At 40.4% G+C, this 15,085-nt stretch carries 11 protein-coding genes, 2 tRNA genes and 2 rRNA genes; 6 read left to right on the forward strand and 9 right to left on the reverse strand.

The annotated features are described in order from the left end of the window. Positions 1-101: 101 nt before the first annotated feature. From NKR20_RS14725 to NKR20_RS14745, 5 genes are all read right to left on the reverse strand, one after another. A 23S ribosomal RNA gene (locus tag NKR20_RS14725) occupies positions 102-3,019 on the reverse strand. Positions 3,020-3,132: 113 nt separating this feature from the next. Next, a tRNA-Ala gene (locus NKR20_RS14730) sits at positions 3,133-3,208 on the reverse strand. A gap of 13 nt (positions 3,209-3,221) precedes the next feature. Next, a tRNA-Ile gene (locus NKR20_RS14735) sits at positions 3,222-3,298 on the reverse strand. A 205-nt stretch (positions 3,299-3,503) separates the two neighbouring features. Next, a 16S ribosomal RNA gene (locus NKR20_RS14740) occupies positions 3,504-5,052 on the reverse strand. Together the 16S and 23S rRNA genes with 2 tRNA genes alongside form the textbook arrangement of a ribosomal RNA operon. 394 nt (positions 5,053-5,446) lie before the next feature. After that, positions 5,447-6,352, reverse strand: a complete 906-nt coding sequence (locus tag NKR20_RS14745) for a nucleotidyltransferase-like protein (protein WP_121215730.1) — start codon at positions 6,350-6,352, stop codon at positions 5,447-5,449. 203 nt (positions 6,353-6,555) lie between these two features. Here NKR20_RS14745 and NKR20_RS14750 point away from each other — a divergent pair, with 203 nt between their 5' ends. Then, a complete protein-coding gene (locus tag NKR20_RS14750) occupies positions 6,556-6,909 on the forward strand; it encodes a YgzB family protein (protein ID WP_121215731.1) in 354 nt (117 codons plus the stop codon). Between the two features lie 100 nt (positions 6,910-7,009). Here NKR20_RS14750 and perR read toward each other — a convergent pair whose 3' ends face one another. From perR to bcp, 3 genes are all read right to left on the reverse strand, one after another. Further along, the gene (gene perR, locus NKR20_RS14755; RefSeq protein ID WP_097072680.1) at positions 7,010-7,456 is read right to left on the reverse strand and encodes a peroxide-responsive transcriptional repressor PerR; all 447 of its coding nucleotides are present in this window, start codon (positions 7,454-7,456) and stop codon (positions 7,010-7,012) included. Positions 7,457-7,640: 184 nt separating this feature from the next. Continuing rightward, entirely contained in the window at positions 7,641-8,588 is a 948-nt protein-coding gene (locus NKR20_RS14760) for a D-2-hydroxyacid dehydrogenase (protein ID WP_253427231.1), read from the reverse strand. After that, positions 8,588-9,058: a thioredoxin-dependent thiol peroxidase gene (bcp, locus tag NKR20_RS14765; RefSeq protein ID WP_253427233.1), complete on the reverse strand. Its 471-nt coding sequence runs from the start codon at positions 9,056-9,058 to the stop codon at positions 8,588-8,590. The genes NKR20_RS14760 and bcp overlap by 1 nt, the downstream gene beginning before the upstream one ends. 113 nt (positions 9,059-9,171) lie before the next feature. Between bcp and NKR20_RS14770 the strand changes: the two genes are divergently transcribed. Both NKR20_RS14770 and NKR20_RS14775 read left to right on the forward strand, forming a co-directional pair. After that, a complete protein-coding gene (locus tag NKR20_RS14770; RefSeq protein ID WP_301285938.1) occupies positions 9,172-10,464 on the forward strand; it encodes a glutamate-1-semialdehyde 2,1-aminomutase in 1,293 nt (430 codons plus the stop codon). Positions 10,465-10,546: 82 nt separating this feature from the next. Next, a complete protein-coding gene (locus NKR20_RS14775; protein ID WP_121215735.1) occupies positions 10,547-11,635 on the forward strand; it encodes an FUSC family protein in 1,089 nt (362 codons plus the stop codon). 45 nt (positions 11,636-11,680) lie between these two features. On the opposite strand, the gene NKR20_RS14780 is transcribed toward NKR20_RS14775, so the two are convergent. Then, positions 11,681-12,286 (reverse strand): Crp/Fnr family transcriptional regulator, encoded by a 606-nt coding sequence (locus NKR20_RS14780; RefSeq protein ID WP_170148470.1) that lies wholly within the window; start codon positions 12,284-12,286, stop codon positions 11,681-11,683. 145 nt (positions 12,287-12,431) lie between these two features. Between NKR20_RS14780 and NKR20_RS14785 the strand changes: the two genes are divergently transcribed. Genes NKR20_RS14785 through NKR20_RS14795 form a run of 3 tightly spaced genes read left to right on the forward strand, consistent with a single transcriptional unit; the run spans position 12,432 to position 15,035 of the window. Continuing rightward, positions 12,432-13,283: an ABC transporter ATP-binding protein gene (locus NKR20_RS14785; RefSeq protein WP_253427235.1), complete on the forward strand. Its 852-nt coding sequence runs from the start codon at positions 12,432-12,434 to the stop codon at positions 13,281-13,283. Then, entirely contained in the window at positions 13,249-14,001 is a 753-nt protein-coding gene (locus NKR20_RS14790) for an ABC transporter permease (RefSeq protein WP_211330984.1), read from the forward strand. Before NKR20_RS14785 ends, NKR20_RS14790 begins: the two co-directional genes overlap by 35 nt. An 11-nt stretch (positions 14,002-14,012) precedes the next feature. Then, positions 14,013-15,035 (forward strand): aliphatic sulfonate ABC transporter substrate-binding protein, encoded by a 1,023-nt coding sequence (locus tag NKR20_RS14795; protein WP_253427237.1) that lies wholly within the window; start codon positions 14,013-14,015, stop codon positions 15,033-15,035. Positions 15,036-15,085: the final 50 nt, after the last annotated feature.

The following is a 15,085-nucleotide window of genomic DNA, read 5'->3' on the forward strand; positions in this document are numbered from 1 at the left end:
TAATCCACAAATATATCAAGTACTTTTTATACTTTTTTCGGATTAATTTACTTATTCTCTCAAAACTGGATAAAGACATTGACTAACGACCATTCAAGTTAGTGGTTAAGTCCTCGATCGATTAGTATTCGTCAGCTCCATGTGTCGCCACACTTCCACCTCGAACCTATCTACCTCATCGTCTTTGAGGGATCTTACTTACTTACGTAATGGGAAATCTCATCTTGAGGGGGGCTTCATGCTTAGATGCTTTCAGCACTTATCCCGTCCATACATAGCTACCCAGCGATGCCTTTGGCAAGACAACTGGTACACCAGCGGTATGTCCATCCCGGTCCTCTCGTACTAAGGACAGCTCCTCTCAAATTTCCTACGCCCACGACGGATAGGGACCGAACTGTCTCACGACGTTCTGAACCCAGCTCGCGTACCGCTTTAATGGGCGAACAGCCCAACCCTTGGGACCGACTACAGCCCCAGGATGCGATGAGCCGACATCGAGGTGCCAAACCTCCCCGTCGATGTGGACTCTTGGGGGAGATAAGCCTGTTATCCCCGGGGTAGCTTTTATCCGTTGAGCGATGGCCCTTCCATGCGGAACCACCGGATCACTAAGCCCGTCTTTCGACCCTGCTCGACTTGTAGGTCTCGCAGTCAAGCTCCCTTGTGCCTTTACACTCTACGAATGATTTCCAACCATTCTGAGGGAACCTTTGGGCGCCTCCGTTACCTTTTAGGAGGCGACCGCCCCAGTCAAACTGTCCACCTGACACTGTCTCCTACCCCGATAAGGGGTACGGGTTAGAATTTCAACACAACCAGGGTAGTATCCCACCGACGCCTCCCTCGAAGCTGGCGCTCCGAGTTCTCTGGCTCCTACCTATCCTGTACAAGTTGTGCCAAAATTCAATATCAGGCTACAGTAAAGCTCCACGGGGTCTTTCCGTCCTGTCGCGGGTAACCTGCATCTTCACAGGTACTATAATTTCACCGAGTCTCTCGTTGAGACAGTGCCCAGATCGTTACGCCTTTCGTGCGGGTCGGAACTTACCCGACAAGGAATTTCGCTACCTTAGGACCGTTATAGTTACGGCCGCCGTTTACTGGGGCTTCAATTCAGAGCTTCGCTTACGCTAACCCCTCCTCTTAACCTTCCAGCACCGGGCAGGCGTCAGCCCCTATACGTCACCTTACGGTTTTGCAGAGACCTGTGTTTTTGCTAAACAGTCGCCTGGGCCTATTCACTGCGGCTCTCTTTCGAGAGCACCCCTTCTCCCGAAGTTACGGGGTCATTTTGCCGAGTTCCTTAACGAGAGTTCTCTCGCACACCTTAGGATTCTCTCCTCGACTACCTGTGTCGGTTTGCGGTACGGGCACCTCCCGCCTCGCTAGAGGCTTTTCTTGGCAGTGTGAAATCAGGTACTTCGCTCTTAAAGAGCTCCCCATTACAGCTCAACGTTACAGGAAGCGGATTTGCCTACTTCCACGCCTTACTGCTTGGGCGTGCACAACCAATCGCACGCTTACCCTATCCTACTGCGTCCCCCCATTACTCAAACGGCGGGGAGGTGGTACAGGAATATCAACCTGTTGTCCATCGTCTACGCCTGTCGGCCTCGACTTAGGTCCCGACTAACCCTGAGCGGACGAGCCTTCCTCAGGAAACCTTAGTCATACGGTGGATGGGATTCTCACCCATCTTTCGCTACTCATACCGGCATTCTCACTTCTAAGCGCTCCACCAGTCCTTCCGGTCTGACTTCAACGCCCTTAGAACGCTCTCCTACCACGTGCATCTTAGATGCACATCCACAGCTTCGGTGAATCGTTTAGCCCCGATACATTTTCGGCGCAGCGTCACTCGACCAGTGAGCTATTACGCACTCTTTAAATGATGGCTGCTTCTAAGCCAACATCCTGGTTGTCTAAGCAACGCCACATCCTTTTCCACTTAACGATTACTTTGGGACCTTAGCTGGTGGTCTGGGCTGTTTCCCTTTTGACTACGGATCTTATCACTCGCAGTCTGACTCCCGTGTATAAATATCTGGCATTCGGAGTTTGTCTGAATTCGGTAAAGCGAGATGCCCCCCTAGTCCAAACAGTGCTCTACCTCCAGTATTCTCATCACGAGGCTAGCCCTAAAGCTATTTCGGAGAGAACCAGCTATCTCCAAGTTCGATTGGAATTTCTCCGCTACCCACACCTCATCCCCGCACTTTTCAACGTGCGTGGGTTCGGGCCTCCAGTGAGTGTTACCTCACCTTCACCCTGGACATGGGTAGATCACCTGGTTTCGGGTCTACGACCACGTACTCTTTCGCCCTATTCAGACTCGCTTTCGCTGCGGCTCCGTCTTCTCAACTTAACCTTGCACGTAATCGTAACTCGCCGGTTCATTCTACAAAAGGCACGCTATCACCCATTAACGGGCTCTAACTACTTGTAGGCACACGGTTTCAGGTTCTATTTCACTCCCCTCCCGGGGTGCTTTTCACCTTTCCCTCACGGTACTGGTTCACTATCGGTCACTAGGGAGTATTTAGCCTTGGGAGATGGTCCTCCCGGATTCCGACGGAATTTCACGTGTTCCGCCGTACTCAGGATACACTCAAGAGAGAATGGACTTTCGATTACAGGGCTTTTACCTTCTATGGCGGATCTTTCCAAATCGCTTCGCCTAATCCATTCTTTTGTAACTCCATATAGAGTGTCCTACAACCCCAAGAGGCAAGCCTCTTGGTTTGGGCTATTCCCGTTTCGCTCGCCGCTACTCAGGGAATCGAATATTTTCTTTCTCTTCCTCCAGGTACTTAGATGTTTCAGTTCCCTGGGTGTGCCATCATGACGCTATGAATTCACGTCAAGATACTGCTCCATTACGAGCAGTGGGTTCCCCCATTCGGAAATCTCCGGATCAAAGCTTACTTACAGCTCCCCGAAGCATATCGGTGTTAGTACCGTCCTTCATCGGCTCCTAGTGCCAAGGCATTCACCGTGCGCCCTTAATAACTTAACCTAAAAGTTAGTTACACTTCTCAAACAGAGAAGATTTTAAGAACTTACAATAAATTACTTGAATTTTGTTTGTTGCTATCAATGTCGTTTTATCCAGTTTTCAAAGAACGAGTTTGGTGGAGCCTAGCGGGATCGAACCGCTGACCTCCTGCGTGCAAGGCAGGCGCTCTCCCAGCTGAGCTAAGGCCCCAAAAGGGTATATATGGTGGGCCTAAATGGACTTGAACCATCGACCTCACGCTTATCAGGCGTGCGCTCTAACCAGCTGAGCTATAGGCCCCTTTTGAAGTTATATATGTCTAGCTCCAAACACCAGCTGACGCGTCTACTTCAGTCTTTCGTGCGAAATGCAAGCATTTCTACTCAAGACTTCCAGTATCCGGTTCAGCTAAGCGGTGTTTTCCGCTTTCCTAATGAACCTTCAAAACTGAACACAAAACGTTAATGGTATAAGCTCTAGGCTTATATTCCGTTAATATCCTTAGAAAGGAGGTGATCCAGCCGCACCTTCCGATACGGCTACCTTGTTACGACTTCACCCCAATCATCTGTCCCACCTTCGGCGGCTGGCTCCAAAAGGTTACCTCACCGACTTCGGGTGTTACAAACTCTCGTGGTGTGACGGGCGGTGTGTACAAGGCCCGGGAACGTATTCACCGCGGCATGCTGATCCGCGATTACTAGCGATTCCGGCTTCATGTAGGCGAGTTGCAGCCTACAATCCGAACTGAGAACGGTTTTATCGGATTAGCTCCCCCTCGCGGGTTGGCAACCGTTTGTACCGTCCATTGTAGCACGTGTGTAGCCCAGGTCATAAGGGGCATGATGATTTGACGTCATCCCCACCTTCCTCCGGTTTGTCACCGGCAGTCTCCTTAGAGTGCCCAACTAAATGATGGCAACTAAGAACAAGGGTTGCGCTCGTTGCGGGACTTAACCCAACATCTCACGACACGAGCTGACGACAACCATGCACCACCTGTCACCACTGTCCCCGAAGGGAAAGCTATGTCTCCATAGCGGTCAATGGGATGTCAAGACCTGGTAAGGTTCTTCGCGTTGCTTCGAATTAAACCACATGCTCCACCGCTTGTGCGGGCCCCCGTCAATTCCTTTGAGTTTCAGTCTTGCGACCGTACTCCCCAGGCGGAGTGCTTAATGCGTTAGCTGCAGCACTAAGGGGCGGAAACCCCCTAACACTTAGCACTCATCGTTTACGGCGTGGACTACCAGGGTATCTAATCCTGTTTGCTCCCCACGCTTTCGCGCCTCAGCGTCAGTTACAGACCAGAAAGTCGCCTTCGCCACTGGTGTTCCTCCAAATCTCTACGCATTTCACCGCTACACTTGGAATTCCACTTTCCTCTTCTGCACTCAAGTCCTCCAGTTTCCAATGACCCTCCACGGTTGAGCCGTGGGCTTTCACATCAGACTTAAAGGACCGCCTGCGCGCGCTTTACGCCCAATAATTCCGGACAACGCTTGCCACCTACGTATTACCGCGGCTGCTGGCACGTAGTTAGCCGTGGCTTTCTAATAAGGTACCGTCAAGGTACAGCCAGTTACTACTGTACTTGTTCTTCCCTTACAACAGAGTTTTACGATCCGAAAACCTTCTTCACTCACGCGGCGTTGCTCCATCAGACTTCCGTCCATTGTGGAAGATTCCCTACTGCTGCCTCCCGTAGGAGTCTGGGCCGTGTCTCAGTCCCAGTGTGGCCGATCACCCTCTCAGGTCGGCTACGCATCGTCGCCTTGGTGAGCCGTTACCTCACCAACTAGCTAATGCGCCGCGGGCCCATCCTATAGCGATAGCAGAACCATCTTTCATCATTTCAACATGTGATGAAATGAATTATTCGGTATTAGCCCCGGTTTCCCGGAGTTATCCCCAACTATAGGGCAGGTTGCCCACGTGTTACTCACCCGTCCGCCGCTAACCTTCAGAAGCAAGCTTCTAAAGGTCCGCTCGACTTGCATGTATTAGGCACGCCGCCAGCGTTCGTCCTGAGCCAGGATCAAACTCTCCATAAAAGAATTTGATAAAGCTCAAAAAATTGCTGGCATCAAAATTGATGTCCAAAATTTTGTTCCTCAATTTAATGAGAAACTATATTCATTAACGTTTTGTTGTTCAGTTTTCAAAGTTCATATCAGTCGCTTTTTTTACAACAACTCTTATATCATAACACTTTAACATTTGAGCTGTCAATAAGTTTTTAAAACTTATTTTAGCGACTTAAGCAGATTATCATTTCAAATAATCAATGTCAACAGCTTTCTATTTTATAAAGCTTGTCTATTTAATATCGCGTTAAAGCAGCGACGTTGATAATAATACACCATTAACAATTTTTATGTCAACACTAAAATGCAAAAAACTTTTTCGAGTTGAATCACTCTTCAACCCGAAAAAGGCTTTAAACTTCTATTTATCAATGCTTACGCTGTATTCCCGCTCTACAAACTCTTTATCTACAGAATAATGGCGATGGAAGACCATTTCACTTTTTGCGATAGTTGGATCAACAAGTATATACCCTTTATCAATTAAATATTCAACAAACACTTCTAAATCAATTGAGTAGTATGTTAGTTCTGGATGATTATGTAGTTCCTGTATTGTCCACGTTTCTTTTGAAAGCATTGTTTCTACAATATGCTGTGCTCCGTCATGAGTTCTTGAATTAATTAAAAATTCAATTGCTAAAAATAGTAGTTCTAATCTCTTTTCAAGACTTTCAGAGCTCATCACTAATTCTTCGTATAATTTATAGATGGCTGGTTCAATCTTTTTCACTTGCGACCAAACTGTTACTTCAGGATAAAGACCATTGTCAATTACTGATAATCTTGCTAGATGATGAAGTGAATCAACTACATGATTATATGAATCTAAATAATTTCCGTTATTAAAAAATTCTTTTCCTTCAAAATAACGGCGGATAAGTTTACAAAACTGGATGCCTGTTTTTATTTTGCGTCCAAAGAACGGGAACTCTTGAAGTTTTAATCTTAAATTATGTAAGTATTCATTTCGGTCAAATATTACTTTTCCATGGAAAATCCAATCTACTACACGTCTGTTTGAACCAATATAGAGCCATTTATTTAGAACAGTTTCTGTTATAACGTGCATGGCCATTTTTTGATTTTCATGTAAATAGTGTTTTGTAAAAATCGGTTGTTCAGCTTCTTTTACAACTATTAGTAGAACGGTATCAAATGTATCTGTAATACTTTTTGTTTCTTCACATTTCGTAACAAGGATAACACCTAATGTTTCGGCTTGACTTGCACGCTCTTGATAAATCGGTCGCAAAATGTGCTCCATAATAATCCTCCTAACTTACGATTCATAATTAATTTCGACACTACTAGAGATTCTCCTTCTCAGTCGTTTTACTTTTTTACTAAAATACTAGTCACTCTTTGTCTTAAATAATGTTACATTACTTTATACATTTTGTTTATACAATCTATCCGCAAATTAAAACTTTCTATGTTATAGTAGAGGGTAGATTGGGAGGCACAGACATGGCAAAGAAGAAATACTCAAATAAAATAAATAAAATTCGTTCATTTGCTCTTGCATTAATCTTTATTGGATTTGTAATTATGTATGGGGCAATCTTCTTCCGAGAAAGTCAATTATTGGTTTTAATCTTTATAACATTAGGGTTACTTTGTATTATTGGAAGTACCGTTGTATATGGATGGATTGGATTGCTTTCGACTCGAGCGGTTCAAGTTGTTTGTCCAAGTTGTGGTAAACATACAAAAGTTTTAGGACGAGTTGATATGTGCATGTATTGTAATGAGCCGTTAACACTTGATCCGAACCTTGAAGGTAAAGAGTTTGATGAAGCCTATAATCATCCAAAAAAATAAAACTTGTTGAAAAGGTCACTTCATAAAGAAGCTGACCTTTTTTGTATCCATAAATTTTACAAATAAAAAACCTAGCAGCTGAGCCACTAGGTCTTCCCTACTATAATACTTGTTTTCCAGCACTTTCAAGACATTCTTGGCATGTACCATATACTTCAAGACGATGTGAATGTACTTTGAAGCCTGTTACATGTGATGCAAATTGCTCCACTTCGTTTAAGCCTGGATAATGGAAATCAACAATCTTACCACAGCCTTGACAGATCATATGGTAATGATCATTCGTTACGAAATCAAATCTGCTTGCTGCATCACCATAAGTTAGTTCCTTTACAAGTCCAGCTTCACGGAATACACGTAAGTTATTGTAAACCGTAGCAACACTCATGTTTGGGAACTTTCCTTCCAATGCTTTATATATTTCATCAGCAGTTGGATGAGTCATTGATTCGATTAAATATTCCAAAATAGCATGACGCTGCGGAGTAATTCTTACACCTGTTGTCTTTAACGTGTCGAGCGCATCTTTTAAATGCAGTTCAGACATCGCCATGCACCTCTTTTCATAAGAATTCTTACTTTATAATAGTTATAAATAGTTTAGCGAATATATTTGTACTAGTCAACATTTCCTTACTTTACACTGATACTTTACGTTCATTTTCATCAAATATTCATAAGAAATTGATATTTTTTATAAATTTTCAATCAAGTATCCTTCTAAACTATTCTCAGTACCCTCTTAATATGTCCATTTTATTCTCTAAATCCGTTTCACCCTTCAACCATTTTTCCAAACTAGGGACAAAAATTTCAAAGCTGCGTTCTAAATATCTTGTAGAGTGACTCGAGCAATGAGGGGAAATCGTAATATTATCTAGGTCCCAAAGTTTACTATTTGATGGAAGTGGTTCTTCCTCGAAGACATCCAACACTGCATGACCTATTAACTTTTCCTCAAGAACACGAATTAATAAATCTGTTTCTACTAAGTCTCCGCGACCGAAGTTCATAAAAATTGCACTATCTTTCATTAATTGAAAATGCTCATATTGAAATAGGTGCTTTGTTTCTTTCGTACTTGGCAATATGGAAATCACAATGTCCGCTTTGGGTAAATAATTTTTTAGCTCAGCAATCTGATAGGTTTCATTCATATAAGGCGCAGATTGACCACTTCGATTAAATCCAATTGTATTGACTTGAAATGCTTGGAGGATACGCCCAAGTTCAGCCCCAATTGCCCCTGGACCGATAATAAATGCCGTACTACCATTTAGTTCACTTGGATTACCGCCTCTTTTATTCCAAATCCGATTTTTCTGATTCTGATAAATATAAGATAAAGATCTTTTTAAAGATAAAATATGCGCTAATACGGATTCTGCCATAGGTTTCTTATGAATGCCGCGCACATTTGAAACTAATATTTCACGCTCAGCGATTTTCTCATGGGGCATCATTTCTACACCAGCAGATGCAACAAATATCCATTTTAGATTTTGTGCAATATCAATATGGTCTTCTGTTAAATCTTCCCCATATGTAACGATTACATCCGCTTGAGCTAATACATTATTATCGATTTCGTTATGGAAAACGAAAGTTACTTGAGGAAACTGATCGAGTAGCTGTTGTTGTAAGTCTGGTCGCGAATCAAATGTAAAATAAACTAGCATTATTCATTTTCTCCTTCACGTAAATACGACAATACCTCTTCAATATGATTTTTCACTTTTACCTTACGCCACTCTTTTTCAACAATTCCCTCTTCATTAATTAAAAAAGTGGAACGTTCAATCCCCATAAATTCTTTCCCATACATTTTCTTTAAGACCCATACACCATATTTTTCTGCAACACTATGATCCTCATCCACCAATAAAGAAAATGGTAGTCCATATTTTTCAATAAACTTTGTATGTTTTGCCGCTGTATCTCCACTAATTCCTAGTATTACTGCATTTAATCCTGAGAATTCTTCATGTTTATCACGGAAATCACAAGCTTCCGTAGTACAACCAGGAGTCATATCTTTTGGATAAAAATAAAGCACAACTTTTTTCCCTCGATAGTTACTTAAACTTATTTGATTTTCCATTTCATTCAATAAAGTAAAGTCTGGAGCTTTTTGATTTTCTAACGTCATAGCAATTCCTCCCTTTTCAATATCCTACATAACAGAGAGTTTAGTTTCAAATTCTTTGGCGTTCATGGAAAAATAGGTCTACAATAGATGTGAATAAATTTAGGAGGATACAAATGAATCATTCAAAATCACAAGAAGTATATAACGAAGCATTAGAACATATCGTAGGTGGGGTGAATAGTCCATCACGTTCTTATAAAGCGGTTGGCGGCGGTGCTCCAGTTGTAATGGCAAAAGGAAAAGGACCTTATTTTTGTGATGTGGACGGAAATCGTTACATCGACTATTTAGCAGCATACGGACCAATTATCACTGGTTTTGGTCACCCACATATTGCAAAAGCGATTGCTCATGCTGCAGAAACAGGTGTCCTTTTTGGAACACCAACAGAACATGAAGTGAAATTTGCAAAAATGTTAAAAGAAGCAATTCCTTCATTAGATAAAGTACGTTTTACTAACTCTGGTACGGAAGCGGTTATGACAACTGTACGTGTAGCTCGTGCTTATACAGGTCGTACAAAAATTATTAAATTTGCTGGCTGTTACCACGGACACTTTGACCAAGTTTTAGTTGCAGCAGGTTCTGGCCCAGCAACACTTGGTTCTCCCGATTCAGCAGGGGTACCTGTCAATGTAGCAACTGAAGTTATTACAGTACCTTTCAATAATAAAGAACAATTCCAACTTGCTATTGATAAATGGGGAGATGAAGTGGCTGCCATCTTAATCGAGCCAATCGTAGGTAACTTCGGTATCGTACAACCAAACCCTGGCTTCCTTGAATATGTACACGAAGTAGCTAAAGAAAAAGGCGCACTTACAATTCATGATGAAGTTATCACAGCATTCCGTTTCCACTATGGTGCTGCACAAGACTTACTAGGTTTAACACCTGACTTAACTGCAATGGGTAAAATCATCGGCGGCGGTTTACCAATTGGTGCTTATGGTGGACGTAAAGAAATTATGGAAACAGTAGCTCCATTAGGCCCTGCATATCAAGCAGGAACAATGGCTGGTAACCCAGCTTCCATGTTAGCTGGTATTGCGTGCCTAGAAGTGTTAAAACAACCAGGTGTTTATGAAGAAATGGATCGCTTAGGTGGCATTTTAGAAAAAGGTATTTTAGAAGCTGCTGAAAAACATGGTGTAACGATTACTGTGAACCGTTTAAAAGGGGCGCTTACAGTTTACTTCACTAACGAAAAAGTAGAAAACTATGAGCAAGCTGAAAACTCAGATGGTGAAATGTTTGGTCGCTTCTTTAAATTAATGTTAGAAAAAGGTGTGAATTTAGCTCCTTCTAAATATGAAGCTTGGTTCTTAACAACAGAACATAAAGAAGAAGATATTGTGGAAACAATTGCTGCAGTTGATTATGCCTTTTCTCAATTAAAGAACTAGATGAAATGTTGACTAACTTGATAAAATTGGGTAAAGTTGTAATTTCTAATATTCGAATGTGAAAGAGAGGGCGAACTTTTTAATGCAAGTAGGTGCCCGCGTATTAAAAACAGGAGTCGCAATTGTTATTGCGCTTTTTCTGGCAGAATTTTTTAAATTACCTTCACCTGTATTCGCCGGTATTGCAGCAATTTTTGCCATTCAACCATCTATTTATAGATCTTACTTATCTATTGTAGAGCAAATACAAGGTAATTTTATTGGAGCTACAATTGCTGTTATATTCGGTTTATCGTTTGGTCATCACATTGTAGCAATTGGTATCGCAGCAATTATTGTAATTGCATTAATGCGTAAATTTAACTTGGATAATTCTATGTCCCTGGCTCTCGTTACGCTCGTTGCCATAATGGTATATGAAGGAAACGATTTTTTAGAGTTTGGTACTATCCGCTTTGTAACCGTAATGGTAGGTGTATTTGCAGCATTTATCGTGAATCTAGTGTTTATTCCGCCAAAATATGAGATTAAACTCTTTAAAATGATTGACTCTCTGCAAGACGATATCATTCGGTGGACTCGACTAGCTGCAAGACAAGCATCTGAACATACATCAACTAAAGTTGCACTATCTAAATTTGATAGTCGCCTTACGGATGTTCGGAATATGTATGACTTTTATAAAGAAGAACGTCACTATACAAAGAAAAAGCGTTATGCTCAAGCAAGAAAACTCGTAATTTATCGTCAAATGATAACAACAACTAAGAAAAGCTTGGAATTACTTCATCGCTTACACAAACATGAGAACGAGATCTCAAACTTACCACCTCAATTTAAAACAATGGTTCAAGAACGATTAGATTTTCTCCTAACATTCCATGAACAACTGTTATTAAAATTTACTGGTAAGCTTAAGCCTGAACATTCCAAGTGGGTAGTGGAAGAAGATAATAAGCATGCAGAAGTAATGGATCAATTAATCCACCAAATTGCTTATGAACAAGACCGCGAAGGCGAAGAGGAATTTTCAAGTTATCACTTGTTTTACATTTTCTCGAGGCTTCTAGATTATGAAGAAAACCTAGAACATTTAGATACGTTGATTGTTTCTTATCGTAGTTATCACGGAAATGAAAAAAATTCTGACCTTGAAGAAGGATACTACTAAAGAAAAAGAGGGCTTCCCAAAATCTAGGGGAGTCCTCTTTCCATTTTATACAGGCTGATCAATATGAAGTAATTGAATATTCCCTCGTTCATATTGGATTCTGCCTTCCTTTTTCCATTTGTTCAAGTACATTGTAATTTTTTGACGGCTACAGCCAAGCATAAACGAGATTTCCTCATGGGTTAGTGGAATATCCACGGTTAAAACACCATTTACGTCTTTTGCCAACTTTTTCAATAACCATCTCAATCTTTCTTCTACAGTCATTTTTGAATGCACAAAAATTAATTCATGGGCTTCTGATAATTGTTTTATTAGTGTAAGAACTAAACTTTGTTCGATAATCGAATTTCCGCTTTGTTGTAAAAGCACCTCGATTGGAATCGCAACTAATTTTGTATTCGTTAAAGCTACAGAATAACGACTATACTCTATTTCCCCATTAAATCTTTCGAGAAATCCAAATAAATTTCCGGGATAAAGTAGCGCTATCGTTACCGTTTGACCATCTTTTGCGTCATCAGCTAACTTTACTAAACCTTCCATTATGTAGTACACATTTTTCACTTCTTCTCCAGCCTGATAAATCCTCTGTCCTTTTGAAAAGTGAACTATTTTTCCATATTGTTCAATTGACGCTCTAAATTCCATTAACATCCCCCTTCATTAATTATTATACAAAAGTATTCGAAAATTGTAACAAAGGTGACAGAAAGTATATTTTCTAACGACTATTATAGTAATAGCATAAAAACATAGTAATTTAATAAGTTTTATAAGAAAGAAGGGAGTTCATTTGTCAGCTGATCATATTACCCTAAAAAATGTACATAAAAAGTTCGAGAGTAAAGAACACAATTCAACGATTGCATTAGATGATGTTACATTAACGATAAAAAAAGGTGAATTTGTTTCCTTATTAGGACCTTCAGGATGTGGGAAGTCAACACTTTTAAATATAATTGCAGGACTTGAAAAAGAAACTTCCGGTACTTTACTTGTTAACAATAAAGAAATTAAAGGTCCCGGAAATGATCGAATTGTTGTATTTCAGGAATCTGGTTTATTTCCTTGGATGACGGTTCTCGAAAATGTAATGTATGGACTGCTTATAAAAAAGGTACCAAAAGAAGAGGCAAAAAAACAAGCAATGTCTTGGTTACAGAAAGTACATCTTGGTAAATTTGCTCATTCCATGCCACACGAATTATCTGGTGGTATGAAACAACGTGTCGCAATTGCACGTGCACTTGTAATGGATCCAGAAATTCTTTTAATGGATGAACCATTTGCAGCATTAGATGAACAAACACGAATGGTATTACATAAGGAACTCGAAAAACTGTGGCATGAAACAGGTAAAACAATTATCTTCGTAACACATAACATTCGAGAAGCTGTTGTATTATCAGACCGTATTGTATTAATGAAAACTCGACCAGGTGGTATTAAAAATATCTTCCCTGTTCAAGCATCGAGACCTCGAAATTCGTCCGATAGCATTTTAATACATTTAGAGAATCGTATATTAACAGAACTTGAACAAGAAATGGAAAAAGTGCTGAAGGAGGAATTAGGTAGTGACTACGCTCTTGAGAAGGATCGCCTTCGTGATGATCCTCATAATAATTTGGGAAGCGATATCTAAATTCGAAGTATTCCCAGCTTTCATGTGGCCACCATTCATCATTCCAAATGACCCAGGTGGCGTTACTGTAATAAAAACACTAATAAATGGACTAATTAGTGGGCAATTATTAGAAGCAACTGGTTCATCCATTGTTCGATTGCTAGTAGGTTTTGTAATTGCAGTCATTATTGGATTGGTACTTGGCTTCTTAATATATAAATACAAAATTATTGACGATACAATAGGATTTTTCGTCACTACATTACAAGCCATTCCAAATATCGTTTGGATGCCACTAGCCATTCTTTGGTTTGGTCTTGGAGTTGGATCTGTAATCTTTATCGTTATTTTAGGGGCGGCTCTTTCCATTACCATAACGTCTAGTACCGCTTTTAAAAGTGTTAATCCCCTACTCATTCGTGTTGCAAAAACGATGGGGTCATCGGGGTTCCATCTTTTCCGTACTGTTATTTTCAAAGCAACAGTACCTCAGCTTATCGCAGGACTTCGTTTAGCATGGGCACTTGCTTGGCGTGCTGTGCTAGCAGGGGAATTACTAGGTGGTAGCGGTGGTCTTGGTACACTACTTGACTTAGGACGCTCCATCCAAGCGATGGATTTAATCTTTAGTATTATGATCATTATTGGAGTAATTGGCTCCTTAATTGATAACTTTATTTTTGTAAAACTTGAACGCTATGTATTTAGAAAATACGGCATTCAATCAAACCGTTAGGAGATGACAAAATGAAAAAGAACAAATTTTTATTACTAGCACTATTAACCCTTGTAATTGGTGTACTTGCTGCATGTGGTAATAGTGAAAAAGAATCTGGATCTACTGAAGAAAAAGATGCAGCAACAGAAGTACGTATTGGTTACTTCCCAAATATGACACATATCGCTACAATCGTTGGACTTGAAAAAGGTTTCTATCAAGAACAATTCGGTGAAAATGTTACAATTTCAACAAAGACTTTTAGTGACGGTTCTGCATTCATGGAAGCAATGTCAACAAATGCAATTGATTTAGGTACAGTAGGTCCTACACCTGCATTAAATACTTTTGTTAAAAACCCTCAACACGAAATTATCGCTGGTGCTGTAAATGCTGGTGCTGTACTTGTTGTAGGTGCAGATTCAGGAATTAACAGTGTTGAAGATTTAGCTGGTAAAACAGTTGCTGTTCCAACTTTCGGTAGTACTCAAGATGTTGGTTTAATGAAATCATTACAAGATGCTGGTTTAAAAGTAAAATCAAGCGGTGGCGATGTTAACACAATTAAACAAGCTCCTGCTGACACAGCTGCTTTAATGTTAAAAGGTGAAATCGATGCTGCAGCAACTCAAGAACCTTGGGGCGTAAACATCGAAACTAATGCAAACGCAAAATTATTATTAGATGAAACACAATTTGCTTGGGGTAGTGAATCTACTAATACTGTTGTAGCTGCTAGAAAAGAATTCACATCTAACAATCCAGAGTTAACGAAAAAGGCATTAAAAGCTCATAAACAAGCAATCGACTTTATCAATGAAAACCCAGAAGAAGCAATTCAATTATTCCTTGACCATGTAAAAGAAATTACAGGTAAAGAACTTTCAAAAGATGAAGTTACAAAAGCATTTGCTCGTTTAACTCCAACAACAGATGTAAACGAAGATGTTTTAAAAGAAATGGCTACTATCTCTAAAGAAGCTGGTTACATTACTTCTGACAACATTGATGGATTAGTAAATCTTTCTTATTTAGAAGAAGCTTTAAAATAATAATCAATTTTCTTAGATTATTTGATAGAAATTTTTTATACTGTTTTAAA

The organism is Ureibacillus endophyticus (assembly GCF_024159215.1).
Lineage (GTDB): Bacteria > Bacillota > Bacilli > Bacillales_A > Planococcaceae > Ureibacillus > Ureibacillus endophyticus.

Excerpts from the sequence above, each read along its gene's own strand:
- NKR20_RS14745 (WP_121215730.1), bottom strand. The coding sequence starts at position 6,352 with ATGGAGCACATTTTGCGACCGATTTATCAAGAGCGTGCAAGTCAAGCC.
- NKR20_RS14770 (WP_301285938.1), top strand. The coding sequence starts at position 9,172 with ATGAATCATTCAAAATCACAAGAAGTATATAACGAAGCATTAGAACAT.
- NKR20_RS14760 (WP_253427231.1), bottom strand. The coding sequence starts at position 8,588 with ATGCTAGTTTATTTTACATTTGATTCGCGACCAGACTTACAACAACAG.
- NKR20_RS14775 (WP_121215735.1), top strand. The coding sequence starts at position 10,547 with ATGCAAGTAGGTGCCCGCGTATTAAAAACAGGAGTCGCAATTGTTATT.
- NKR20_RS14795 (WP_253427237.1), top strand. The coding sequence starts at position 14,013 with ATGAAAAAGAACAAATTTTTATTACTAGCACTATTAACCCTTGTAATT.
- NKR20_RS14790 (WP_211330984.1), top strand. The coding sequence starts at position 13,249 with ATGATCCTCATAATAATTTGGGAAGCGATATCTAAATTCGAAGTATTC.
- NKR20_RS14750 (WP_121215731.1), top strand. The coding sequence starts at position 6,556 with ATGGCAAAGAAGAAATACTCAAATAAAATAAATAAAATTCGTTCATTT.
- NKR20_RS14780 (WP_170148470.1), bottom strand. The coding sequence starts at position 12,286 with ATGGAATTTAGAGCGTCAATTGAACAATATGGAAAAATAGTTCACTTT.
- perR (WP_097072680.1), bottom strand. The coding sequence starts at position 7,456 with ATGTCTGAACTGCATTTAAAAGATGCGCTCGACACGTTAAAGACAACA.
- bcp (WP_253427233.1), bottom strand. The coding sequence starts at position 9,058 with ATGACGTTAGAAAATCAAAAAGCTCCAGACTTTACTTTATTGAATGAA.